Origin of the sequence: Pseudomonas sp. Sample_16, assembly GCF_004307665.1 — a bacterium.
GTDB lineage: Bacteria > Pseudomonadota > Gammaproteobacteria > Pseudomonadales > Pseudomonadaceae > Aquipseudomonas.
Map to the genome: position 1 here is coordinate 1 of NZ_RCOB01000015.1, position 24,926 is coordinate 24,926.

General features: G+C 60.4%; 22 protein-coding genes. 7 read left to right on the plus strand and 15 right to left on the minus strand.

The features are described from left to right. From D8U69_RS01660 to D8U69_RS01675, 4 genes are all read right to left on the minus strand, one after another. A partial coding sequence (locus D8U69_RS01660; RefSeq protein ID WP_130906552.1) for an MFS transporter occupies positions 1-1,309 on the minus strand: 1,309 nt, incomplete at its 3' end. A gap of 302 nt (positions 1,310-1,611) precedes the next feature. Next, positions 1,612-2,937 carry a sigma-54 dependent transcriptional regulator gene (locus D8U69_RS01665; RefSeq protein ID WP_130906553.1) on the minus strand — a complete coding sequence of 442 codons (1,326 nt, stop codon included), beginning with the start codon at positions 2,935-2,937 and terminating at the stop codon, positions 1,612-1,614. Further along, entirely contained in the window at positions 2,937-4,697 is a 1,761-nt protein-coding gene (locus D8U69_RS01670; RefSeq protein ID WP_130906554.1) for an ATP-binding protein, read from the minus strand. The genes D8U69_RS01665 and D8U69_RS01670 overlap by 1 nt, the downstream gene beginning before the upstream one ends. A 235-nt stretch (positions 4,698-4,932) precedes the next feature. Beyond that, complete coding sequence (locus D8U69_RS01675) at positions 4,933-6,456, minus strand: fumarate hydratase (RefSeq protein WP_008061943.1); 1,524 nt, start codon at positions 6,454-6,456, stop codon at positions 4,933-4,935. Between the two features lie 335 nt (positions 6,457-6,791). Here D8U69_RS01675 and D8U69_RS01680 point away from each other — a divergent pair, with 335 nt between their 5' ends. Further along, positions 6,792-7,898, plus strand: a complete 1,107-nt coding sequence (locus D8U69_RS01680; RefSeq protein ID WP_130905916.1) for a GGDEF domain-containing protein — start codon at positions 6,792-6,794, stop codon at positions 7,896-7,898. Beyond that, a complete protein-coding gene (locus D8U69_RS01685; RefSeq protein WP_130906555.1) occupies positions 7,891-8,826 on the plus strand; it encodes an iron-sulfur-binding ferredoxin reductase in 936 nt (311 codons plus the stop codon). The genes D8U69_RS01680 and D8U69_RS01685 overlap by 8 nt, the downstream gene beginning before the upstream one ends. Positions 8,827-8,979: 153 nt before the next feature. Here D8U69_RS01685 and pyk read toward each other — a convergent pair whose 3' ends face one another. Continuing rightward, complete coding sequence (pyk, locus tag D8U69_RS01690; RefSeq protein ID WP_056852693.1) at positions 8,980-10,431, minus strand: pyruvate kinase; 1,452 nt, start codon at positions 10,429-10,431, stop codon at positions 8,980-8,982. A 172-nt stretch (positions 10,432-10,603) separates the two neighbouring features. Here pyk and D8U69_RS01695 point away from each other — a divergent pair, with 172 nt between their 5' ends. Both D8U69_RS01695 and D8U69_RS01700 read left to right on the plus strand, forming a co-directional pair. After that, a complete protein-coding gene (locus tag D8U69_RS01695) occupies positions 10,604-10,987 on the plus strand; it encodes a tetratricopeptide repeat protein (protein ID WP_130905914.1) in 384 nt (127 codons plus the stop codon). 244 nt (positions 10,988-11,231) lie between these two features. Continuing rightward, the gene (locus D8U69_RS01700; protein WP_056852691.1) at positions 11,232-11,591 is read left to right on the plus strand and encodes a PilZ domain-containing protein; all 360 of its coding nucleotides are present in this window, start codon (positions 11,232-11,234) and stop codon (positions 11,589-11,591) included. A 35-nt stretch (positions 11,592-11,626) separates the two neighbouring features. On the opposite strand, the gene D8U69_RS01705 is transcribed toward D8U69_RS01700, so the two are convergent. From D8U69_RS01705 to D8U69_RS01730, 6 genes are read right to left on the minus strand one after another with little or no spacing between them, the layout of a single operon-like run. Next, a complete protein-coding gene (locus D8U69_RS01705; RefSeq protein ID WP_130906556.1) occupies positions 11,627-12,958 on the minus strand; it encodes a DUF58 domain-containing protein in 1,332 nt (443 codons plus the stop codon). Further along, positions 12,955-13,956 (minus strand): MoxR family ATPase, encoded by a 1,002-nt coding sequence (locus D8U69_RS01710; protein WP_056852689.1) that lies wholly within the window; start codon positions 13,954-13,956, stop codon positions 12,955-12,957. The genes D8U69_RS01705 and D8U69_RS01710 overlap by 4 nt, the downstream gene beginning before the upstream one ends. Further along, positions 13,953-15,122 (minus strand): DUF4350 domain-containing protein, encoded by a 1,170-nt coding sequence (locus D8U69_RS01715; RefSeq protein ID WP_130906557.1) that lies wholly within the window; start codon positions 15,120-15,122, stop codon positions 13,953-13,955. Before D8U69_RS01715 ends, D8U69_RS01710 begins: the two co-directional genes overlap by 4 nt. Continuing rightward, positions 15,119-16,663 (minus strand): DUF4129 domain-containing protein, encoded by a 1,545-nt coding sequence (locus tag D8U69_RS01720; RefSeq protein WP_130906558.1) that lies wholly within the window; start codon positions 16,661-16,663, stop codon positions 15,119-15,121. The genes D8U69_RS01715 and D8U69_RS01720 overlap by 4 nt, the downstream gene beginning before the upstream one ends. Then, a complete protein-coding gene (locus D8U69_RS01725) occupies positions 16,650-17,627 on the minus strand; it encodes a stage II sporulation protein M (protein ID WP_130906559.1) in 978 nt (325 codons plus the stop codon). The genes D8U69_RS01720 and D8U69_RS01725 overlap by 14 nt, the downstream gene beginning before the upstream one ends. Next, positions 17,624-18,349 (minus strand): RDD family protein, encoded by a 726-nt coding sequence (locus D8U69_RS01730; RefSeq protein ID WP_056852686.1) that lies wholly within the window; start codon positions 18,347-18,349, stop codon positions 17,624-17,626. Before D8U69_RS01730 ends, D8U69_RS01725 begins: the two co-directional genes overlap by 4 nt. A gap of 185 nt (positions 18,350-18,534) precedes the next feature. Between D8U69_RS01730 and sbcB the strand changes: the two genes are divergently transcribed. Then, positions 18,535-19,965, plus strand: a complete 1,431-nt coding sequence (gene sbcB, locus D8U69_RS01735) for an exodeoxyribonuclease I (protein ID WP_130906560.1) — start codon at positions 18,535-18,537, stop codon at positions 19,963-19,965. A 90-nt stretch (positions 19,966-20,055) separates the two neighbouring features. On the opposite strand, the gene mvaT is transcribed toward sbcB, so the two are convergent. Continuing rightward, positions 20,056-20,433, minus strand: coding sequence for a histone-like nucleoid-structuring protein MvaT (gene mvaT, locus D8U69_RS01740; RefSeq protein WP_007933316.1), 378 nt, complete (start codon positions 20,431-20,433; stop codon positions 20,056-20,058). Between the two features lie 337 nt (positions 20,434-20,770). Between mvaT and purU the strand changes: the two genes are divergently transcribed. Further along, entirely contained in the window at positions 20,771-21,619 is an 849-nt protein-coding gene (gene purU / locus D8U69_RS01750; protein WP_056852683.1) for a formyltetrahydrofolate deformylase, read from the plus strand. An 86-nt stretch (positions 21,620-21,705) separates the two neighbouring features. Then, positions 21,706-21,882 carry a hypothetical protein gene (locus D8U69_RS29395; RefSeq protein WP_177434541.1) on the plus strand — a complete coding sequence of 59 codons (177 nt, stop codon included), beginning with the start codon at positions 21,706-21,708 and terminating at the stop codon, positions 21,880-21,882. On the opposite strand, the gene D8U69_RS01755 is transcribed toward D8U69_RS29395, so the two are convergent. Genes D8U69_RS01755 through D8U69_RS01765 form a run of 3 tightly spaced genes read right to left on the minus strand, consistent with a single transcriptional unit; the run spans position 21,869 to position 24,751 of the window. Beyond that, positions 21,869-22,864 (minus strand): lysylphosphatidylglycerol synthase transmembrane domain-containing protein, encoded by a 996-nt coding sequence (locus tag D8U69_RS01755; RefSeq protein WP_056852682.1) that lies wholly within the window; start codon positions 22,862-22,864, stop codon positions 21,869-21,871. The genes D8U69_RS29395 and D8U69_RS01755 overlap by 14 nt on opposite strands. Next, positions 22,861-23,637, minus strand: coding sequence for a polysaccharide deacetylase family protein (locus tag D8U69_RS01760; protein WP_130906561.1), 777 nt, complete (start codon positions 23,635-23,637; stop codon positions 22,861-22,863). The genes D8U69_RS01755 and D8U69_RS01760 overlap by 4 nt, the downstream gene beginning before the upstream one ends. Continuing rightward, the gene (locus tag D8U69_RS01765; protein ID WP_130906562.1) at positions 23,630-24,751 is read right to left on the minus strand and encodes a glycosyltransferase family 1 protein; all 1,122 of its coding nucleotides are present in this window, start codon (positions 24,749-24,751) and stop codon (positions 23,630-23,632) included. The genes D8U69_RS01760 and D8U69_RS01765 overlap by 8 nt, the downstream gene beginning before the upstream one ends. Positions 24,752-24,926 lie beyond the last annotated feature (175 nt).

Sequence of the window (24,926 nt, forward strand, 5' to 3'; positions counted from 1 at the left end):
CGATCCGCGAATGCTTGCGGGTGTCTTTCATGGTGATGTACACCAGCAACGACACGGCGATGCACGCGGTGACATACCAGTAGTAACCGGTTTCCATGCCGATGCTCTTGAACCACAGTGCGATGTATTCAGCGGTACCGCCGAAGATCGATACGGTCAGTGCGTACGGCAGGCCCACGCCCAGGGCGCGGATTTCGGTAGGGAACAGTTCGGCCTTTACCACGGCGTTGATCGAGGTGTAGCCGCTGACAATGATCAGTGCCGCCATGATCAGGAAGAACGCGCCCCACCAGGTGGTGATGGTGTGCAGGGTAGTGAGGATCGGCACGGTGAACAGCGTTCCCAGAATGCCGAAGGCAATCAGGATCGGCCGACGACCGATTTTATCCGACAGCCCGCCGATGACCGGTTGCAGGCACATGAACAGGAACAGCGTGGCGGCGGAAATGGTGGTGGAGTCGGAGATGCTCATGCCGACGGTGTTCACCAGGTACTTCTGCATGTAGGTGGTGTAGGTGTAGAACGCCAGCGTACCGCCCATGGTCAGGCCGACCACGGTCATCAGTTCCTTCGGATGGCGCATCAAGGTGCGCATGGCGCTTTCCTTGGCCTTTTCTTTCTTGGTGAACGATTCGGTTTCTTCCATGCCGCGACGCAGGTAGAGCGCGACCACTGCGCACAGCGCACCGATGGCGAACGGAATGCGCCAGCCCCAGGCGTACAACTCTTCGGTGGTCAGCAGGTTCTGCAGCACGATCAACACGCCCAGTGCTATGAGCTGACCGGAAATCAGGGTCACGTACTGGAAGCTGGAGAAGAAGCCACGACGCTCCTTGGTTGCCATCTCGCTGAGGTAAGTGGCGGAGGTGCCGTATTCGCCACCCACCGACAGGCCCTGCAGCAACCGGGCGAACACCAGCAGGATCGGCGCACCGATACCGATGGTTTCATAGCCAGGGCTCAGGGCGATCAGCAGCGAGCCGAAGCACATCAGGTAGACGGAGGCCATCAGGGCCTTTTTGCGTCCGACCTTGTCGGCGTACAGGCCCATCAGCCAGCCGCCGATCGGGCGCATCAGGAAGCCCACGGCGAAGATCGCCGCGGTGTTCAGCAATTGTGCAGTGGTGTCGCCTTTGGGGAAGAAGGTCTTGGCGAAGTACAGGGAGAAAGCGGCGTAGACGTACCAGTCATACCATTCGACCATGTTGCCGACGGAGCCACTGAAGATCGATTTGATACGGCTGGAGGTGGTGCGTTGTTTTGTCGACACGGCAGCCGACCCACGGGGCAGGGAACTGGAGTTATCCATTGAAGGATCCTTCGTTTAATTATTTTATGAAGCGCGCGTAAACGCAGGCTGCCGGGGCTATAGCAGGAGCTGTGCCAACGGCGAGAGAGCCGGTTTAGAAGGGGTAGGCAGGTTTTATGAGCGGAAATCCGCTTATGGCGTGCAGGGCGAGAAGCGGATTTCCGCCGAAACAGATCGTTCCTGCGCTCCGCGTGGGAATGCAGCCCGGGACGCTCCGCGTCCCAAAAGCCGAACGCGGAGCGTCCGTTGAGGCATTCCCACGCGGAGCGTGGGAACGATCAAAAATGAGGTCCGTCCAGACGCTACAGGAACATCTCTCGGGTCAACCCGTGCCGCTGCATCTTTTCATTGAAGGTCCGGCGCGGCAGTTGCAGTTCTTCAAGCACCGATTTCACATCGCCTTTGTGCCGCATCAGCGCCGCGCGCAGGCACTGCGCTTCAAAAGCCTCCTGTTGAGCTGCCAGTGACTGCCCGGGTTCGACGGCCAACAGCTCCGGCTCATCAAGGCCCAGGACCTGGCGCTCGGCGACGTTGGCCAGTTCGCGCACGTTGCCCGGCCAGTCATGACTCAGCAGATGGCTCAGCTGCGCGCCGCTCAACGGTGGAAATTTGCGTCCCAGGCGTTCGGCAGCGTTCTGCGCGAAGGATTCGAACAGCAACGGTATGTCTTCACGGCGTTCGCGCAAGGGCGGCAGACGCAATTGAGCGACGTTCAACCGATAGGCCAGATCTTCGCGAAAACGACCGGCCCGCGCTTCATCAAGCAGGTCCGGTTTGGTCGCGGCGATGATGCGCAGGTCTACCCGGATACTCTGGTTCGAGCCCAATCGCTCCAGCTTTTGTTCCTGCAACACCCGCAGCAGTTTCACCTGCTGCGCCAGCGGCATGCTTTCGATTTCATCGAGGAACAGCGTGCCGCCGTCGGCGTATTCGAGCTTACCGATACGCTTTCCTTGTGCCCCGGTGAACGCACCGCTTTCGTGGCCGAACAGTTCGGCTTCGAACAGCTGCTCAGGGATTGCCGCGCAGTTGAGCGCGACAAAGGGTTTGTCGGCCCGTGGGCCGAAGTCGTGCAGGCAGCGGGCAACCAATTCCTTGCCGCTACCGGTTTCACCGCGGATCAACACATTGACCGGCAACGACGCCAGATCCAGTACCTGTCGACGCAAAGTCTGCAAGCCACGGGACACACCGAGCAGTGTGGCATCGAGCTTGGCGCGGTTGTCCGCCTGCTCATGCAGGGCGCGGTTTTCCAGTACCAGGCGACGCTTGTCCAGCGCCCGGCGCAGGCTGCCGAGCAAGGTTTCCGGGCTGAAAGGTTTCTCGAGAAAGTCATAGGCGCCATCGCGCATGGCGTCGACGGCCATCGGTACATCGCCGTGACCGGTCAGCAGTATCACCGGCAGGTCAGCGTCGCGGCGTTGCACTTCGGCCAGCAGTTCCAGGCCGCTCATTCCGGGCATGCGCACGTCACTGAGAATCACCCCGGCATAATGCCTGGGCAGCTGCGCCAGGCACTCTTCGGCGCGGCTGAACAATTGCACGTCAAAACCGGACAGGCTCAGCCATTGCTCGACGGCGTTGCGAATGCTGCTTTCGTCGTCGACCACCATCACAGAATTGAGCATCAGCCTTGGGCCTCCAGGTCGATCGGCAAGGTCAGGGTGAACACTGCGCCATTACCGTGATTATCCGCGGTCAATCGCCCGCCCGCTTCGTGAACGATGGCGAATGAAACGGCCAGGCCGATGCCCAGCCCGTCGCCCACGGGTTTGGTGGTGAAAAACGGATCGAACACCTTGGGCAGATTTTCTTCTGCGATACCGCTGCCATTGTCGATGACGCTCAGTCGCCACAATTGTTCATCAGCCTGGAGACGGATTTCCAGGCGTTTGCAGGGTTTATCCTGCATCGCATCGAGGGCGTTGCGCAGCAGATTGATCAACACCTGCTCCAGGCGAATCGCATCCCCGCGCACCCATGCCGGACGCGTCATATGCAGCACGGTGCTGACTTGCTCGTCGCGCAAGCGAGTGTCGAGCAATTGCAATGACTGGTCGACCACCGCCGCCAGGTCCAGGCGTTCGCGCAAGCCGCTGGGGCTTTTGCGGGCGAAGGTTTTCAAGTGCCCGGTGAGGGCGGCCATGCGGGTCAGCATGTCGTCCAGCGGTTTGAGCGCCTGGTACGCTTCATCGACGCGGCCATGATCGAGCAGCAGACGCAAAGTAGCCAGTTGCATGCGCTGGGCCGTCAGTGGCTGATTGATTTCATGGGCCAGTGCCGCCGACATCTGACCGAGGGCGGCGAGCTTGGCTGATTGCACCAGGCCTTCCTGGGCGGTGCGCAAATCGCGGGTGCGCTCCTCCACCAGTTGTTCAAGTTCTTCGCGGCTGCGTTGGCGTATCTTCGCCAGGCGCCAGCGCTGGTGGAGAAACAGCAGCAGAAACACCACCGTCAGCCACAACCCGGCAGCGGCAAGCGCGGCGTTGCGGCTGTCCTCGAAGGCCACCTGCGGACGGCGCAGCAAGTGCAACGTCCAGCCTTCGGCGGCGAGCGGCAGCGATTCCCACAGGTAATCGGCACGGCCGTCCGGGCCATTGACCCGTGTCAGCGCACTGTTGTCGTCGAAGTGGCGCAGCACTTGGTAGTCCAGCGGCATCAGCGGTTGCTTGTCGTATTGGCGGGTCGCCTTGAGCTCGGCGTGATCGCTGGCACTGAGTGGCTGTAAATGGCGATAGCGCCATCCCGGTTGATTGGCAATGAAGATGACCCCGCGGGCGTCGCTGACCAGCAATGTGTCGCTGCCCTGGCGCCACTCGCGTTCCAGTTCCGGAAACTCCAGTTTCACCACCATGGCGCCGAGAAACTGGCCGTCGTCGTTGGTGACGGCGCTCGACAGGAAGTAACCGGGAATGCCACTGGTCACGCCCACGGCATAAAAACGCCCGGTGCCTTGGGTGCGGGTCTGGCTGAAATAGGGCCGAAAACCATAGTTGTGGCCGACATAACTGCTGGGCAAACGCCAGTTGCTTGCCGCCACGGCCAGCCCCGTACGGTCGAGCAATTCCAGGGTCGAAGAGTCGGCCGCACCGTTGATTCTTTCGAGTTTACGGTTCAGCACATCCTGCTGCTCGGGGCTCACCGGGCCTTTGAGGGCGTCGCGCAATTGCGGGTCCAGCGCCAGCACCGAGGGCAGGGCGCGGTAACGTTCGATCAGCGTATGCAACGATGTGGCATACAGCGCCAATTGCTGATTGGCCCGTGCCGCGTCTTCGATCATTGATTGGCGCACGGTATGGCGCATGGCCAACGTGGCAACGAGGGCGGCGCCGGCGATGATGACGACGGTATAGACCGTCAGGCGCAAGGGGCGAGAAAACTCGAACATGCTGCATTACACACGGGGGAACGGAGGGGGCGCACCATAACATGGCCACGCGATCCCCTGTAGAAGCGAGCCTGCTCGCGATGGACGTCAACGATGACGCGGGCTGCCTGAATGAGCGCGGTGCCTTTGCGTCCATCGCGAGCAGGCTCGTTCCTGCTGGGGGGATGTGCGGGCAATAAAAAAGGCGACAGGAGCACAGCTCCGGTCGCCTTTTCCTGCGGGGCAGTCTAAGCGCTTACTGCACTTCCACCGCCAGGCTTTCACTGATCTTTTGCTGCCAGATGGCAGGACCGGTGATGTGTACCGACTCGCCCTTGCTGTCGACCGCAACGGTCACAGGCATGTCTTTTACGTCGAACTCGTAGATCGCTTCCATGCCCAGTTCGGCGAAAGCCACTACGCGGGATTTCTTGATCGCTTGCGCCACCAGGTAAGCCGCGCCGCCGACTGCCATCAGGTAAACGGCTTTGTGGTCCTTGATCGCGTCGATGGCGGTCGGGCCGCGCTCGGATTTGCCGATCATGCCCAGCAGGCCGGTTTGCTCGAGGATCTGACGGGTGAACTTGTCCATCCGCGTTGCGGTGGTCGGGCCAGCCGGGCCAACCACTTCTTCGCGCACCGGATCAACCGGGCCGACGTAATAGATGAAGCGACCTTTCAGATCGACCGGCAGGGTTTCACCTTTGTTCAGCATCTCGACCATGCGCTTGTGCGCAGCATCGCGGCCGGTGAGCATCTTGCCGTTGAGCAGGACGGTTTCGCCCGGCTTCCAGCTCTGCACTTCTTCCGGGGTCAGGGTGTCGAGATTGACGCGACGGGCCGACGGGCCTGCTTCCCAGACGATTTCCGGGTAGGCATCCAGCGGTGGCGCTTCCAGCGAGGCCGGGCCGGAACCGTCGAGCACGAAGTGCGCGTGACGGGTAGCGGCGCAGTTCGGGATCATGCACACCGGCAAGGACGCGGCGTGGGTCGGGTAATCCATGATCTTCACGTCGAGCACGGTGGTCAGGCCACCAAGGCCCTGGGCACCGATGCCCAACTGGTTGACCTTCTCGAACAGCTCCAGGCGCATTTCTTCGATGCGGTTCTGTGGACCACGGGCCTTGAGTTCGTGAATGTCGATGGACTCCATCAACACTTCCTTGGCCATGACGGCGGCTTTCTCGGCGGTGCCGCCGATGCCGATGCCGAGCATGCCTGGTGGGCACCAGCCGGCGCCCATGGTCGGAACGGTCTTGAGCACCCAGTCGACGATCGAGTCGGACGGGTTGAGCATGGCCATCTTCGACTTGTTTTCGGAACCGCCGCCCTTGGCCGCCACGTCCACTTCCACGGTGTTACCCGGAACGATGGAGTAGTGGATCACGGCCGGGGTGTTGTCCTTGGTGTTTTTACGAGCGCCCGCCGGGTCGGCGAGGATCGAGGCACGCAGGACGTTTTCCGGCAGGTTGTAGGCACGACGCACGCCTTCGTTGATCATGTCGTCCAGGCCCATGGTCGCGCCATCCCAGCGCACGTCCATGCCCACGCGGACAAACACGGTAACGATGCCGGTGTCCTGGCAGATCGGACGGTGGCCGGTGGCGCACATGCGCGAGTTGATCAGGATCTGCGCCATCGAATCACGGGCCGCTGGCGATTCTTCGCGCAGGTAGGCTTCGTGCATCGCCTGGATGAAATCCACGGGGTGGTAATAGGAAATGAACTGCAGGGCGTCGGCAACGCTCTGAATCAGGTCGTCTTGCTTGATCACGGTCATGAGTCGCGCTCCTCTAAAAGACGGGAACATTCAATAAGGTGCTTGCAGCTTGGGTGCATCGGTCGGTTGCAAGCACCTTTCAAGGCACGCCGGGCATGCTGGCGCGACGCTAAAAAGGCGCGGCAGTATAACGCGCCTCGTCCAAGGGCACACGCGCCGGTAGTCAAACGTTGGTCGCATAGGCGGCCGCGTGAATCCAGGTGATTTTTCAGCCATGGATTTGACGCCATTTATCCGACCGAAAATTGAATGGTCATTTATCGGCCGCCCCACTAAAGTGACACTCGGTCTGTAGAGTAGGACGCTCTGTCAGCCTTCATTCGGTGAGTCAACGATTGACCCATAACGCCATCCAGCGACTGTTGCTCAAACGTTTTGCCCTGGCAGCCGGCACGTATGCCCTGGCTTTGCTGTTGCTGTGGCTGGCGTTTTTTACCGGTCACTATCAGCAATCCCTGGCCAGCGTGGCCATTGGCAGCGCACTGGTGGTGATCAGCCAGGGCACGTTGTTCGCCCTGTTCTATAGCGGCTGCAACCTGCGCTTCGCCGACCCCAGCCTCACGGAAGCTCAAGTGCTGATGGGGCTGGGCTGGCAAACCTGGTTGATCGCCCATCTGGACGACGCGCGCGGGGCGTTCCTGGTCTTTTATGTGCTGATCCTGCTGTTCGGGCTGTTTCATCTGTCCCGTCGCGCGTTTTTACGCTGCGCGATGCTGGTGTTCTTCAGTTTCAGCGCCATTACGCTGTGGGAGGGCTATCACTTTCAGCTGGCCGACCCGGCGCTGGCGGCGTTGCAGGTGTGCGTGCTGTTGATCGTGCTGATCTGGCTGGTGCTGTATGCCGGTTACGTCCAGGCTTCGCGACACCGTATGCGGCAGCGGCGCTTTGCGTTGCAGGCGCATCAGGACACGCTGCGCGGGATGATGCGCCAGCTCGAAGACCTGGTCGCCACCGACGAACTGACCGGCCTGTTCAATCGGCGGCACTTCCTGCGCCTGGCCTCCCGTGAACTCAACGCCATGGACGCCGGCGTCAGGCATGGCCTGGCGCTGATCGACCTCGATCACTTCAAGCGGATCAACGATCTGCACGGTCATGCCGCGGGCGATCAAGTGCTGCAAGCCTTTGCCGGCGTGGCCACTGCATGCCTGCGTGATGGCGACGTTCTGGCCCGCTACGGTGGCGAAGAGTTTGTGGTGTTGTTGCCCGATTGCGATGCCGACAGTCTGACCGCCTGCTGTGAGCGACTGCGGGTTGCATTTACCGATGTCGAGTTGCTCGGCCTGAATGTCGGCAGCCTCAGTCTGTCGGCGGGCATGACGTTGCTGGAACTGGGCGATGACCTCGACGACGCCTTGCAGCGAGCCGATCAGGCGCTCTATCGCGCCAAGCGTGACGGTCGTAACCGTTGCGCGGCGGCGTGGGAAAACGTCGATGCCTGAATTACGTGTCGGTGATCGCCAGTGGTCGGTGGCGGCGGGCAGTAATCTGCTTGATGCACTGAATCAGAACGGCGCGGCGGTGCCCTATAGCTGTCGCGCCGGCAGTTGCCATGCGTGCCTGGTGCAGTGCGTGCAAGGCTTGCCGAGCGATAGCCGCCCCGATGCCTTGAGCGCGCAGCAACGCCAGCAAGGTTGGCGTCTGGCGTGCCAGTGCCAGGTGGTCGAGGACTTGCAGGTGCACACCTTCGACCCGCAGCAGGATGGGCGCCCGGCCGAGGTCGCGGCGCTCGACTGGTTGAGCCCCAACGTACTGCGCTTGCGCCTGATCCCGCAGCGGCCATTGCGTTATAGCGCCGGGCAGCACCTGGTTTTGTGGGCGGGTAATGTGGCGCGGCCATACTCCCTCGCCAGCCTGCCCGAGGATGACCGGTTTCTCGAATTTCACCTCGATTGCCGCCTGCCGGGTGAGTTCAGCGATGCAGCACGTCAGTTGAAAATCGGCGATCCGCTGCGCCTCGGCGAATTGCGCGGCGGGGCGCTGCATTATGACCCCGATTGGCACACGCGACCGCTGTGGCTGATGGCCGCCGGCACTGGTTTGGGACCGTTGTTTGGTGTGCTGCGCGAAGCTCTGCGTCAGGATCACCAAGGCGAAATCCGCGTCATTCATCTGGCCCATGACGCCGACGAGCATTATCTGGCCAAGCCTCTGCAGGCCATGGCGGCCAGCCGCCCGAACCTGAGCATCGAGCTCTGGACCCCGGTCGGGTTACCCGCGGCGCTGGCGCAACTGCGGCTTGTTTCGCGGCAAACCCTGGCCCTGCTCTGCGGAGCGCCGGACAGCGTCGACGCCTTTGCCCGGCGCTTGTACCTGGCGGGATTGCCGCGCAATCAACTGCTGGCCGATGTGTTCCTGCCACGTGGTTGAGCCGCAGGCGTTGACCGGATTTATCAAGCGGCACTAAACCTTCGCTGACAGTACCGGCTCCATCGCCAGCCCTGACAACTCAACCTTTGGATCAGCAAACAAAAAGCCCCGCCATTCTCATGGCGGGGCTTTTGTTTTTCAGCGCTCGGTCACTCAGACCATCGGGTCGCCAACGTGCAGGATCTTCATGCCGTTGGTGCCACCGGTGGTGTGGTAGCTGTCGCCCTTGGTCAGGATGACCCAGTCGCCTTTTTCCACGACGCCGCGTTTGACCAGCTCGTCGATCGCCTTCTGGCTGACTTCGTTCGGTGCCAGCGAAGCCGGATCGAACGGGATGGTGTACACGCCACGGAACATCGCCGCGCGGGCCTGGGCTTCGCGGTGCGGGGTGAACGCGTAGATCGGCACCGAGGAACGGATGCGCGACATGATCAGCGGGGTATAACCACTTTCGGTCAATGCGATGATCGCCTTCACGCCCGGGAAGTGGTTGGCGGTGTACATGGTCGCCAGCGCAATGCTTTCGTCGCAGCGGGTGAATTCCTTGCCGATGCGGTGGCTGGAGGTCTTGCTGGTCGGATGCTTTTCAGCGCCGACACAGATGCGCGCCATCGCTTGTACCGCTTCGAGCGGATACAGGCCGGCAGCACTTTCAGCCGACAACATTACGGCGTCGGTGTAGTCCAGCACGGCGTTGGCTACGTCGGACACTTCGGCGCGGGTCGGCATCGGGTTCTGGATCATCGACTCCATCATCTGGGTCGCGACGATCACGGCCTTGTTGTGGCGGCGTGCGTGCAGAATGATTTTCTTCTGAATGCCCACCAGCTCGGCGTCGCCGATTTCCACGCCCAGGTCACCACGGGCCACCATCACGGCGTCGGATGCCTTGATCAGGCCATCAAGGGTTTCGTCGTCGGCCACGGCTTCGGCGCGTTCGATCTTCGCCACCAGCCAGGCGGTGCCGCCAGCTTCGTCGCGCAGTTGACGGGCGTATTCCATGTCGGCGGCGTCACGCGGGAAGGACACCGCGAGGTAGTCGACTTGCATTTCCGCAGCGAGCTTGATGTCAGCCTTGTCTTTTTCCGTCAGGGCCGGGGCAGTCAGGCCGCCACCGCGACGGTTGATGCCTTTGTGATCGGACAGCGGGCCGCCGATGGTCACGGTGCAGTTCAGTTCGGTGGCCGTGGCGGTATCGACGCGCATCACCACGCGACCGTCATCGAGCAGCAGCTCGTCGCCCACGCCACAGTCCTTGACCAGGTCCGGGTAGTCGATGCCGACCACTTGCTGGTTGCCTTCGGTAAGAGGATGGCTGGTGGAGAAGGTGAATTGATCACCGATCTTCAGCTCGATCTTCTTGTTGGCGAATTTGGCGATACGGATTTTCGGGCCTTGCAGGTCACCCAGCAGGGCGACGAAGCGACCGTGCTTGGCTGCCAGGTCACGCACCAGCTTGGCGCGAGCCTTATGCTCGTCGGGGGTGCCGTGGGAGAAGTTCAGACGGGCGACGTCCAGGCCAGCCAGAATCAGCTGTTCGAGAACTTCCGGCGAGTTACTGGCCGGGCCAAGGGTAGCGACGATTTTGGTACGACGGACGGACATGCAAAGACTCCTGAGTTCAAGCGCTGGGTGAGGCTACTATGCTGCGAAGTTGTAGTCATTGTTCGTTTGCACTACTTATCGCTTTCTTTATTGAACCGGACAACTTTGCGCCTGGCAGCCTGAAGATTTCCGCTCACGGGTCGATACAGCGTTCAAGACAGGAGATCCCCCCATGCGATTCGTGCTCATTGCCGCCCTTGCCATCAGTGTCCTCAGTGTCACGGGCTGCACCCGTTTCTCGATGAACCATCATTTGAATCTTGCCTACAGTGCCTATGAGCGGGGCAATTGCGAGCAAGTCATGCTCGAATTGTCCAAAGTCGAGCGCGCCAGCCGGGCGCGGCCTTATGTATGGCCGGAAGTGTCGATGATGCGCGGCCAGTGCCTGGAACGGCAAAAGATGTTTATCGATGCGGCCCAGACTTACCAATTCATCATCGCCTCGTATCCGCAAAGCGAATACGCCTATCGCGCCCGCGCCCGCCTGGAAACCTTGCAGAGCCTGGGCCATTACCCGACCCGCAGTGCCGCGGCGGTACGCCCGACGCAGTTCTGATGCAGGTTGTCATTCAATAGCTGGCCGACCGGCGGTGGTGAGCTATAGTCGAATAGACCGGTTTAGAGCGTTCTCTCTAAACCATCGTGACACCTGTGATTGGCAGGAGTAAGCGATAGCGGTTTATTGACTGTCGCACCAGGATCGGGGAGAGCGGGCCGTCTTGCCACTTCAGTTCCACCGGCAGGTCCGTTCCGAAGCATTAGTGCGGCTCTGCTTAAGGGCCTTGCGTAGCGAATTCAGCATGTTTACTGACCGCCGGATCGAGCGGCATCAACTGCCGTATTTCCTGAAAGTGTTCAACAGCATTACGGACAAGCCCATCGGTTTTCTGGGCAATGTCTCCGAAGATGGACTGATGCTCATCAGTCAGTTGCCGATGATGATCGGTGCTGACTTTGAACTGCGCCTTAAAATCCCCGCCAGCGGCGGCATCCAGCAGGTCATTGACTTGCGGGCGTGTTGCTTGTGGTGCCACGAAGACGCGACGCCTCACCACTATGACGCCGGGTTCAGTCTGCAGCGGGCACCGCCTGAATATGGGCAACTGGTGGAGGCGTTAAGGCAGTATTTCAGTTTTCTGCCGCTGCCGGCCTCGGCCTGATAAAGCAAAAGATCGCTGACGGCGGTCTTTTGCGCCTAGGTGCTGCCGCCACGCTTCCAGCTCAAATATTGCGTCACCAATTGCGTCCCCAATTGCCCCGGCCGCGTATCCAGCACTGGCACGCCATGAGCGCTCAACCGTTCGTGAAGTTCAGCCCGTGCATTCAAATAGTTCACCGTGCCGCAATAAGCCAGGGCTTCGGGCAAGGTCTGCACCGGTGTTTCGCGCAGGTTATCGAGCAGGTCTTCGCGCAAACTGGCGATCAGCACGCGATGCTGTTGGCCCAGGCGTTTGACGGCCGTCAGCAGCTCTTCATCGTCCTCATCGCGCAGATTGGTCAGCAGCACCACCAGCGCGCGGCGTTTTTGCCGCGCCAGCAATTGCGTGGCGGCGGCTTGATAGTCGGCACTGCGTTGGCTGCTGTTCAGGTCATACACGCTGTTGAGCAACGTGTTGAGTTGCCCGGTGCCTTTGACCGGTGCGAGGTAGCGCGGTGTGTCGCTGGCGAACGTACTGAGACCGACCGCATCACCCTGGCGCAATGCGACATAACTGAGCAGCAGGCAGGCGTTGAGCGCGTGATCGAAGTGCGACAACTCATCATCCTGACTGCGCATGCGGCGGCCGCAGTCGAGCATGAAGATGATTTGTTGGTCGCGCTCGTCCTGGTATTCCCGGGCAATCGGGGTGCGCTGCCGGGCGGTGGCTTTCCAGTCGATCTGGCGCAGGCTGTCGCCCTCGCGAAATTCGCGCAACTGATGAAACTCCAGACCCAGCCCCCGGCGTTGTCGCTGGCGCACGCCGAGTTGGCTCAGCCAGTTATCCACCGCCAACAGTTGACCGCCGTAGAGGCGGGCGAAGTCGGGATAGACACGGGTGTGATCGGTCAGCTTCAGCAGGCGTTTGTCTGACCACAGGCCCAGGGGGCTAGGCAGGTTGACTTCGCAGCGTTCGAAACTGAAGTGGCCGCGGCTGACCGGACGCAGACGATAAGCCATAACACTTTGCAGGCCGGGTTGCAGCGCCACCGCCAGTGGCAGGTTTTCGAAGCACAGGCCTGGCGGCACGTGGTCGAACAGGCGTATGTCCAGCGGCTGGGCGAAGTCGTGTTCGACCGTCAGTCGCACTTCGCTCCAGCGACCGAGTGCCAGGCTGCCGGGCATCTGTCGTGTGATCCGTGGGGAGGGCAGTCGCTTGAGGCGAATGGCATCGAGCAACGCCAGGGCCAGTAGCGCCAGCAGCAGGCCCCAGTTGATTCGCGACACAGATGCCGGCAACGCAACATCCAGCGCCTGCAACGCGCCCAGCACGATGCCGATGGCCAGCAGCACACCCAGCCATAGCAACAGCAGGCGACTTGGTTTCACAGGCGCGGCGCCGGAACTTGGTCGAGTAATTGTCGCAACACCTGATCGACCTCCAGACCCTCGATATCCAGCTCCGGGGCGATGCGCACGCGATGGCGCAGCACCGCCAGGGCACAACCTTTTATGTCATCCGGAATCACGAATTCGCCGCCGCGCAACAAGGCCCGCGCCCTGGCGCAGCGCACCAGCGCGATGGAAGCCCGAGGCCCGGCGCCAAGGGTCAGGCCCGGCCAGCTGCGGCTGGTGCGGGCCACGCGGACGGCGTAGTCGAGCACCTGGTCGTCCAGTGGCAAGTCGCTGGCGATGCGTTGCAGCGCCAGCACGTCCTTGGCTTGCAGCACCGTGCGCAGCGGTTGCACATCGAGCATGTCGGCGCGGGTCGAACGGCTGACCTGACGCACCATGTTCAACTCCTGTTCGGCGTCGGGGTAGTCCATGCGCACCTTGAGCATGAAGCGATCCAGCTCGGCTTCCGGTAACGGGTAAGTGCCTTCCTGTTCGATGGGGTTTTGCGTGGCAAGCACCATGAACGGTTGCGCGATCGGCAGGGCGCGGCCTTCAAGCGTGACTTGCCGCTCCTGCATGGCCTCAAGCAGTGCGGCCTGGGTTTTCGCCGGGGCACGATTGATCTCGTCGGCCAGCAGCAGGTTGGTGAACAGCGGCCCTTTGCGCAGTTTGAACTGCTCGGTCTGAAGGTCGTACACCGCATGGCCGGTGACGTCGCTGGGCATCAAGTCAGGGGTAAACTGAATACGCGCGAATTCCCCACCGAAACAGCGTGCCAGCGCCCGCACCAGCAACGTCTTGCCCAGCCCCGGCACGCCTTCGAGCAACACGTGGCCACCGGCAATCAGCGCCGTGAGCACATCGTCAATAACGCTGTCCTGGCCGATTACGGCTTTTTGCAGTTCGACGCGTATCGCCTGAGCCAACTGGCTGGCGCGCTGTCGTTGTTGAGCGGCATGGCTGGGTGCGTCGGGCTCGATCGGTTCACTCATAACGCGTTCCTCAAGGTTTGCAGATGGGCGACCTGGCGGCTGAATTCTGCACTGGAAAGTCGCTGCTTCTTCCGTGGGCTCATGGCCTGGCTGATAGCACGTGTGGGCTGGCCGGTCAGGCGTGAGAGCAGCAGCCATTGTTCGGCAACGCCGAGTTGGTCATAGCCGGGATGGCGTCGTCGGACCCGGCGCAGAATGTCTTGTTGCAGCGTTTGCAGCAGGCTCTGCTGACCGTTGCGTCGCAACATGAAATCGGCACTGGCACGCAGGTGCTCGAGCAATTGTCGGCGTGCTTTCGGTGTCGGTTCCTGCAATGGCCCGTGGCGCACTCCGACATGCCAGAGCCCCAGGGCAATCAGCGCAAGCAAGGCAACCAGCGCCTGGGGGAAATAACGCAGCAACAACGTCCATAAACTGTCGTGATCGGTGTTGAACAACAGGGTCACATCGGTATCCGCGGTCAGGTACCACAACAGCCAGGCGTTGTCGTACTGATCGATTGCCGGGGTTTTCCACAAGTCGGCGTCGGTCACCACAATGATCGAGCCGAGCCCGTGGTTGAGTTGCATCATGTGCGTGGCCTTGCCGCTGTTGGCCCAGGCCTGGGCGAGATTCTTCGGGTCTTCGAGATGGAAGGCCGTGTCGAAGCCGGCATACGCCGGGGCGTCTTCGTTTTCCAGGTAGAGCTTGGTCAGTTGCGGATAAGGATCTTTTTCGCCATCGGCCGGCGGCGGGTCCTTGAGGTCCTTGCTCAGGGACTGATGCAGTTGTACCCGGTCGAGCAACAAATCATTGCTTTGCCCGGCCTTTTCATCCCACAGCGACTGGGCGACGAACAACAGGCGCCCTCCGGCCCGGGTCCAGTTCATCAATTGATCAATCTGCCGTGGCGTCATGTTGTAGCGATCGCCCAGTAACAGCAGGCTGTGTTGATGCGGCTCCAGGCTCGGCAGAACGTCGAGGCTATTGGCATGGCCGACGACCAGGCCTTGTTTGCGCAGAAAGTGCTCGGCGGCCAGATAAGGATTGGCCTGTGCCTCGGGCGATGGACCATGATCGATTTCTGCCGGATAGGGCGTGGCCTTGAAATACAGGTACACGCTCAGCGCGACCAACAGCACCGCGACGACTATGCCGAACGTGATCAGCCACCCGCGCCGGTTCAATGCGCGGCTCCAGGGCCGAACAATGCTCGCCAGCCATCACACAATTCATGCTGCAAATGCGCGGCGGGCAAGCGATGCCCGTAAGCCATGTTCTGCCAATGCCCGGTCAGTTTTTTGCTGAAGGCCAACAACGCCGGTTGTTGCAGTTGTTCGATGCGTTCCAGCACCTGGCCTTCGGTGTCGGCAGCTTTCAGCGCGATGTCGTAATCGTGCAGCAGGTGGCTGAGGAGGGCGCGGTAGAGCAATCCCAGCGCTTCTCGGGGATGGCTCTGCCAGAGGTTTTCGGCACTGGTGGCGACGTCGGCGGGCAAGGTGTCACGGCCAAGATCCAGGCCGAACGCCTGTTGCGGTGTCGGTCGCGTGGTTTTTTTGCCTAGGCTCGGACGGCGGCTGACAAACGCCTGCAACAGGTCGCGGTAATGCCAGATCAACAAGCCAATGGCGGCGGCCACGATGCCCCACAGCAAGGCTTCGATCAGCGTGGCCAGTGCGCCGAAATGCTGACTGTCAAACAACCCGAACAGTGCCTTCAACCAGGCTGGCGTGTTGTTGTCAGCCGGTTTTTCGGCACTGTCGATGTCGTCGCCAAAGCGATAACGGATCACCGTTTCCTTGTTCTTGAACGGCGGCTGCTCAAGGATCGCCTTGATGCTGTCGCGGGACGCCTGACTGGTCAGCGGTTGTTCCAGCAAGCGCGGACTGTCAGGCGTTGCCACCGAAGCGTCGGCCCAGGCATCGTGTCCAGTTGGGAGCAACAGGATCACTGCCAGCAAAACCGCGATGGCAGCGCCGTTCAAGCGCTGGCGCATACGGCGGAACACCAGTTCGATATCCCAGGCTTCCAATACAGTACGGCGGTTGAGGTAGAGGCTGAAGCCGCAAGCTACATAGATCGGTTCCCACACCACCAGCACCAGGGCGTAGAAGGCATTGGTCAGATGCTCCAGCCAGCGCCAGTCCTGGGTGGCGGCGGCGATCAGCGATTGCCAGCTCCAGTCGAGTGCGACCTGTTGCGGCAGCAGCAGATAGAACAGCACCATAAGGCCGATCCACAGTGCAGTTTCCAAATGCACGCCAATCAGCGTCAGCCACCGTGCCGCACCGGCATCGCGCTGCAACAGCACCTGAATGCGCTGCTGTCTCGCTTCGGCGCTCAGGCCTTCGAGTTGCACCACCGGTAACAGAAAGCTGCGGCTCATGCCAAAGCGTCGCCAGGTCAGGCTGGCCAGCAATTGCGGCTTGAGCAGCCGCGGCCATTGGCAAAGGGCTTGTTTGAGGGTGGGTGTTTCGCCAAATATGGCTTTGGACAGGATGTATAGCGGCAGGCGTTCGAAAGCCGGCTTCAGCCACCAGAAAATGAACACGGCAAGGGATGGCGACTCCCACAGCAAGCCGCTCAGCAGGGCAAAAACCGGCAAGGTGATGATCGCCCAACTGATCATCAGCAGACGTCGATGGCGCTGGCTCAACAGCACGCCCAGGTCCATGGCTTCCCAGGTCGGGCGCGGGCGGATCACCACACTGGCGTCACTCAGGCGCATGGCGGACCCGTCCGGCAAACAGCAGATAAACCGTGACCGACAGCCAGAGCAGCGCGCCCACCAGGTATTTGGTCATGGGCGTTGCTGCCGTCATCGACGACCAATAAGCCTCGATGAACGCCGCAATCAGCAGGAACAGCATCACCCCGCAAATCAGCAACACGCTCTTGCGTGCCGCCAGGCGCAAGGCTTCCGAGCGGGGCAGGCGCCCCGGCGCAATCAATGCCCAGCCCAGTTGCAGGCCGGCCGCCCCGGCGAGGGCGATGGCGGTCAATTCGAAAGCGCCGTGGCCAATCACGAAGGACCAGAACGTTTGCCCGTAGCCGATGTGCGTCAGATGTCCGGCCACCGCGCCGATCATCAAGCCGTTGAAGAGCAGGAAGAACGCGCTGCCCAGGCCAAACAGCAAACCACTGGCGAAGGTCTGAAAGGCAATGCCGATGTTATGCATGATGTAGTAGCCGAACATCACCCAGTCTTCACTGGCCGCGCGTTCCGCCGAACGCCCGAGATGACCGGCTTCGGGGTCGTACATGTTTTGCATTTCGCTGACCTGCTCGGCCGGGATCAGGTTGTAGATCAGGTCCGGGAACAGGTACACCAGCAGCGCAATGCCGATCAGGCTGCCGAAAAACAGCAGGCTGGCGGCAAGCACGAAGCGCCATTGCTCACGGACCAGGCGGGGGAATCCGGCGAGGATGAATGCCAGTACATTGGCCCCCAGGTGGCTGCGATGGCGATACAGTTGTTGGTGTCCGCGCAGGACCTGTTGTTGCAACGAATCGATCAGGAAACTGCTGTAGCCGCGCTCCCGAGCCAGCGCCAGGTGTTGGCAGAGACGACGATAGTCAGCCGGGAAATCGCCGACTCCGTCGGCCTTCCTGTCCTGTTCCAGACGTTGCAGCGTGAGGGAAAACTGCTCCCATTCGGCCATGTGCCGATGTTCGAAAAGGCTTTGCTTCATGCCGGGCCCAACAAACCGCGAGCGATGCCGTTGAGTTCAGCCACGGCTTGTGGCGCTGGAACCTGCAACGGTTGCGCCAGGATCGCGGCGAGCTCATTGACCCTCGCAGGCGAGAGTTCGGCCTGGCGTTCGGCGAATCCGAGGATGGCGCGTTGTTCGCTCAGGCTCAGGGTTATTGCCGGGCGGCGCGGTTGGGCTGGCGGTAGCTGGGGACGTGTGAGCGGCTGTTCACGGTAGATCACCAACGTGCCGGCCGCCACATCGCCGAGGCGTTTGAAGCCGGGATGCTGCAGGCAACTGATTGCCCCGAGGAAGTAGCCGAAAGGCAACAAATCGACAAACCGCAGCAAGTTGCGCAACAGCGACGCGGACCAGCCAATCGGTGTGCCATCGTCCTGCACCACGCGCACTCCCATCCATTGCTTGCCCGGTGAGCGGCCCTGGTTAAGGACCTCGAACAGCACCATGTACCACCAGCTCACGCCAAAGATCAGCAGCGAGCCCAGGCCGGCGCCGAGTTTTCCGAGCATCGCCAGGACAATGAACAGCACGCCGAGGATCACGCCGCGCAGTGCCAGGTCGATGGCGAACGCCAGCGCACGCACCATCAGCCCGGCGGGTCGCAGAGGCAAGTCGATGCCTTCAGGCGTTTCAACTTGATATCGCGTATCCAGTGGCGGGGACAGCGTCGCTTTCCTTGGCAGTGCTGTGGTCTCGAGCATGGGCAACCTGATGATGTGGCCTGATCGGGATTGTCTCGTTCCCCGATGCTAGCAGCCTCACTGGGGAAAACGACATAACTATGTATTGCGGTTTGAGTAACCAGGAGTGTTTGAATCACAAGATTACTGGCCGGGGCGGGACGTGAACGCCTAGACTTCGTCGATCTTCAGTTCGGGAAACGCCTGTGACCTCTATCTTCTGGTACGACTATGAAACGACGGGCATCAACCCCCGTTGCGACCGCCCCCTTCAAATGGCGGGGCTGCGTACTGACTTCGATCTCAATGAAATAGACGAGCCGGTCAATCTCTATTGCCAGCCCAGCGACGACATCCTGCCGCACCCGGCAGCCTGCGCGATCACCGGCATTACGCCTGGAAACCTGGCCACGCTGGGGTTGAGCGAAGCCGACTTCATGACCCGCGTGCACGCCCAGTTGGCTGCGCCGGGCACGTGTGGAGCCGGGTACAACACCTTGCGCTTCGACGACGAAATGACCCGCTACAGCCTGTACCGCAATTTTTTCGACCCGTACGCACGGGAGTGGCAGGGCGGCAACAGTCGCTGGGATTTGATCGATGTGGTGCGCGCAGCATATGCCTTGCGTCCCGACGGTATCGTTTGGCCAACAGACGATGAGGGGCGGGTGACACTCAAGCTTGAGCGTCTGACCGCCGCCAACGGCATCGATCACGGCAATGCCCACGAAGCGCTGTCGGATGTACGCGCGACGATCGCTTTGGCGCGGTTGATCCGGGAAAAACAGCCGAAGCTCTATGAATGGCTGTTCAAGTTGCGCAGCAAACAAAAGGTGCTGGACCAGATTCGCCTGTTGCAACCGATGGTGCACATTTCCGGGCGCTTTTCAGCGGCACGCAACTTTGTGGGGGTGGTGTTACCGCTGGCCTGGCATCCACGCAACAAGAATGCGCTGATAGTCTGCGACCTGCATCTTGATCCCCAGGGTTTGCTCGATCTGGATGCCGACACGTTGCGCCAGCGCCTCTATACCCGCCGCGATGATCTGGCCGAGGGCGAGTTGCCGGTTCCGCTCAAGCTCATTCACATCAATAAATGCCCGGTAGTGGCGCCGTTGTCGGTACTTCGTCCTGAAGATCAGCAACGTCTTGGCCTGGATATGCCGCTGTATCAGCAGCGTACGGTGCGACTAAGTGACGCGCAGCAAGTCTGGCTGGATAAAGTTGCGGCAATTTATGCCCGTGAGGATTTTTCTGTCAGCCTGGACCCTGAACAACAGTTATACGATGGTTTTATCGGTGACCGTGATCGGCGTCTATGTGAACAAGTACGTTCTGCCGACCCGGCTCAATTAGCACAAGCTCAATGGCCTTTCGATGATGAACGTTTGCCTGAATTATTGTTTCGATATCGCGCACGCAACTTTCCGCAAACGCTGAATCTTGAAGAGCAAGAGCGCTGGAGACTATTTTGTCAGAAGCGCTTGTCGGACCCTGAGTGGGGCGCCCCCAATACCCTGGATAGTTTCTCCGAGGCCGCAGCCCAAATGGCTGTTACTGCGACAGCGTTTCAGCAACAGGTACTCGGCGAATGGCAGCAACATGTTCTCGGGTTACGCTCACGTTTGAATCTTTGAAATCGAAAACACCCGGAGCCTGAACTCCAGGCATAAAAAAACGCCAGCGATTGGCTGGCGTTATTTTTTGTCGCAGACGGGTCTGGCGGCTTAGCCCAGCAGGGTAGCCCAGCCTTCAACCACGTCACCGCCCCACTTGGCTTTCCACTCTTTCAGAGTCTTGTGGTTGCCACCTTTGGTTTCGATGACTTCGCCGTTGTGCGGGTTTTTGTATTGTTTAACTTTGCGAGCACGCTTGGTGCCGGTAGTTTTCACAGCGCCGCCACGTGGAGCCTTGGTTTTGGATTCCGGGTCCAGCAAAGCAATGATGTCACGCAGGGACTTGGAGTATTCGCCCATCAGGGTGCGCAGTTTGCCTTCAAATTCCAGCTCGGTTTGCAGTTTGTCGTCTTGGGACAGATTCTTCAAACGGGCTTGCAGCTCTTTGATAGCTTCTTCGGTGGCGCGATATTCGTTGATCAAGGACATGATTACTACCTTATGTGTGGCGCAGGATGGCAGGGGGACAGTGCCGCAATAATAGTCAGGGTGTTTCATCAAGTAAACATTAAAGCAGGTTTATTTAATTAAATTGTCCGCAATTCGCTGCACATTTTCGATGCAGTTAAATAGTTTGAAGCTCGGCTACAGATATTTACAAAGGAGTGCTTGTGGAAGGCTTACTGCACTGTCGTTTGACGAACGAGGTGCACGGGCAGGCCCAGCGTCGGTTGCCATCTGACAGCACGGCACGTCATCAATACTGCAGTTTTGCTGCGCAATCGCTAGAATGGCCGCCTTTGCGAAGTTCTGGAGTTTCCCCCCCATGCGCACTTTTCGGCTGGTGATTTCCTGCCCCGACCGCGTCGGCATCGTTGCTAAAGTCAGTAACTTTCTGGCGTCACATAACGGCTGGATCACTGAAGCGAGCCACCACTCGGACAATCTCAGTGGCTGGTTCTTCATGCGTCACGAGATTCGTGCCGACTCGCTGCCTTTCGGTATCGAAGCCTTGCGCGAAGCGTTTGCGCCGATTGCCGAAGAATTCTCGATGGACTGGCGTATCACCGATACCGCACAAAAGAAACGCGTGGTACTGATGGCCAGCCGCGAATCCCACTGCCTCGCCGACCTGCTCCATCGCTGGCACAGCGATGAACTGGACTGCGAAATCGCTTGTGTGATTTCCAACCACGATGACTTGCGCAGCATGGTTGAGTGGCACGGCATTCCTTACTACCACGTGCCGGTCAACCCGCAGGACAAGGAGCCGGCTTTCGCCGAGGTTTCGCGTCTGGTGAAACATCACGATGCCGAAGTGGTGGTCCTTGCCCGTTACATGCAAATCCTGCCGCCCGAGTTGTGCAGTGAATATGCGCACAAGGTCATCAACATTCACCACAGCTTCCTGCCGTCGTTCGTCGGTGCCAAGCCGTATCACCAGGCTTCGATGCGCGGCGTGAAACTGATCGGCGCGACCTGCCACTACGTGACGGAAGAGCTGGACGCCGGCCCGATCATCGAGCAGGACGTGGTGCGTGTCAGCCACAGCGACAGCATTGAAGACATGGTGCGTTTCGGCCGTGACGTCGAGAAGATGGTACTGGCCCGCGGTCTGCGTTATCACCTGGAAGACCGGGTGTTGGTGCACGGCAATAAAACCGTCGTGTTCTGATTCACCGCACGACCCGGTTGAAATTCGAAGGGCCTGGGCGTTCAATCGCTTCAGGCCCTTCGCCGTTTCTGCATGAGGACATGATCATGGCCGATCCATTGGACAAAGCCACTTCCAAGGCGCCCGCCACCCTGGGCGAAGGTTGTTTGAGCCGTTACGACCCGGACGACCTGAGCCCGGAGGATGGAACGGAGTTTCCAGGCGCTGCCGAGTTGTGGGAGCAGTTGCAGCAAGAGCCCGACAACGCGCCTAAGCCTGCTTGAGTTTCATCAACTTCTTGAGCAGCGGCCGCCCCAGCATCAGCAAGAACACCGGCCCACCGACCAGCAGATAGAAGTAATAGGTCACTGCCCGCCAGATCAGAATCGCCGCCGCTGCGGTGGATTTCCCCACCATGGGCGCCAGCAGCGCCGCCGACGTCAGTTCCGCCGCGCCGGCCCCGCCCGGCAACAGGCTGAATTGACCTGCACTGAGCGAAAGCATCTGGATCAAAAAGCTCCAGGCCCATTGCAAGTCTGCACCGAGCCCGCGCAGCGCCAGATACAGCACGCTGTAGCGTAAAATCCAGTGCAGGCACGTCAGGGCAAACACAGTGATCAATGTCTGGAAAGGCAGCTTCAGTGTGTCAGTAAACGCCGCCAGAAAACTCAGGAGCTTTCGCGCCCAACGCATCCGGGTGGTGGGCTGCACGTTGAGGCGGGCCAGCAACCGGCCGCTCAGGCGAATCAGCAAGCGGTGATACCGCGCCACAAGCACACAACTGATCAATCCGCCGAACATCGACACGGCACTGACGATCAACAGCCATTCCATGCGCTGGCTCAGGTGTTGAAACAGCGCATAAATCAGAATCCCGCTGAGTGCGCAGAGGAAAAACAACAAATCGCTCAACTGGTCCATGGCGAACACGGCACTGCTTCTGGCCGGACGCACACCGTTGCGTCCCAGCAGCGCCATGATAGTCAGCGGGCCGCCGCTGCCGCCAGGCGTGGCGCAATAAGCGAATTCGGCAGCCATGACCACGCCAAGGCTTTTAACGGGGCTGACCTTATGGCGCTGATCGCCCAATAAAAGGCGCAATCGCAGGGTGTTTACCACCCAGCACAGCAGGATCATGCCGAACATGACCAATAATCCGCTCAGCGGAAAAGCACTCAATCGTGACCAGGTTTCGCTTCCACCCAAAAGCCACGGGATCAGCACCGCAGCGAGCAGGCCGATCACCAGCAGGATCCCGCGACTCATGCGGCGCGCTCCCTGTTCTGGCTTTGCAGGGCCAGCCAGTTTGCCTTGGTCATGGGCAATCGTCCGTCTGCCAGCAGGCGCTTGAGGGTTTGCAGCCAGTAGGTGCGCGAGAATTCATGGCGCATGTCGACCGGGTGCAGGCCCAGGCGAATCACCGGTGCCTGGCGCCAGCGTTGTTCGCGCTGATCGCTGACGAGCTTGGACAAACCGCGACGCCAGGCACTGCGTGCGCTCCAGACCAACCCGGGCGCGTCGACCGTGGTGAAATCCGGTAGTCGATAAAGGTGTTGAGGGTCGCTGGTATAACTCAAAGGCAGTTGTCGCAAGGCTTGCCGCGTGCCTTCACTCATCAGCCAGGCCGGCGCGACAAAACCGTGCAGCGGCCAATGGTATCGATCAAACATCGCAATGCCTTCATGCAAACGGGCGAGGGCGGCCTCCCGGGGCAAGCTGTAGAACTCGCCTTCGTGGGTATAGACCCGGCGCATGAACCAGTCTCGCGCAGAGTTCAGCGGCGATCCGTCATCGCAATGAAAATAGCCGTGCAGCACCAATTCATCGCCGCGTTCGAGTCGTTCGGCAAGCCGCTGGCGAAAGTCCGGATGGGCGTGCAGATCGTTGTGTCTGTGGTAGTTCGGCACCACCAGCCAGGTGATGGGTACGTTGCCCAGTGCGTCCACGGCTTCGACAAAGGGTTGGTAGTCGGCCCAGGTTTGTGGCGCCACATCGTGCAAGACCAGTAACAGGCTGGGCGTATTCATGGGCTCAACCATTGGCCGCGCGTGGCCATTGACTGCCGAGTACGGCGTGATAGTGCCCCAGCAAACTGTTGACCACCGTGTCCCAGGCGTAATGTCGCTCGGCATGAAGTCGCGCTTGTCGGCCGAGGGCCGCACTGTTTTGGGTGAACAGTTCGCGCACGGCGTTGGCCATCGCCTGCGGATCGTTCGGTGCACATAACAGGCCGCATTGATCAGTGACAATTTCCTGAAAAGCCCCTGCCGCCACCGCCACCACCGGAATGCCGCTGGCCATGGCTTCGAGAATGACCAGGCCGAAGGTTTCCTGATCGCCTGCATGCAGCAACGCGTCAGCACTGGCCATCAGGCGCGCGACCTGCGCGGCGGGACAGAATTCATCAATGACGGTGACATTGCCTGGCACCGTGCTCGGCATCGACGAACCGACCAGCAGCAAGTGGTAACGCCTGCCCAGGCGTTTCATGCACTGGAGCAGCACCGGCAGGTTTTTTTCCTTGGAACCGCGACCGGCAAAAATCAGCAGGTGGGTGTTATCGTCCAGTCCCAATTCGGCCCGCAGGCCCGGATCGCGTTTTTCGGGATGGAAAGTCTGCAAATCGACGCCCAAGGGTTGGACAAAAACGTTTCGAACCCCAAGACCCGTGAGCTTGTCCGCCATCACCTGACTGGGCGCGAGAACCCGGTCGAAGTTGCCGTAAAGCTTGCTGACGTAGGCTTCGACATTGGTGGTCACCCAGTTGCCCATGCGGTTGCTGACCAGCAATGGCAGGTCCGAGTGATAGAAACCGATCACTGGCACATCCAGTTGCCTGCGTGCGTCCAGGGCTGCCCAGGCAGTGAGATAAGGATCGCCGACCTCGATCAGTTCGGGTTGCAGGTCGTGCAGGACATTGCGCCAGGGGGCCAGGCGCAGCGGGAATCGATAACCCTTGCCGAAAGGCAGGGCAGGAGCCGGAACGGTATAGATACCGTCCTGTTCACTGAAAACTGCGCCAGGGACCAGCAAACTGTGGCGAGTGCCGGGCCTTGTACACAGTCGATGATGTTTTGCATCCAGATAAGTGCGCACGCCACCGCTGGCAGGGGCGTAAAACATGGTGATGTCAGCGATATGCACGATGAACACTCCTCCGGTCCGTTGCTCTCCTTGGGTGGACCTTAATGAAGAATAGATGTTCGGTTGAGGTTTGGAGGGGTGGGCTGTCAGCCAGGGTTATGCGATGTGTTACAGACCGCCTTCGCTGGCGAGCCAGCTCCCACAAGGTTTTGCGTCGTACACAAAAATTGCGTCCGCTGCAGAA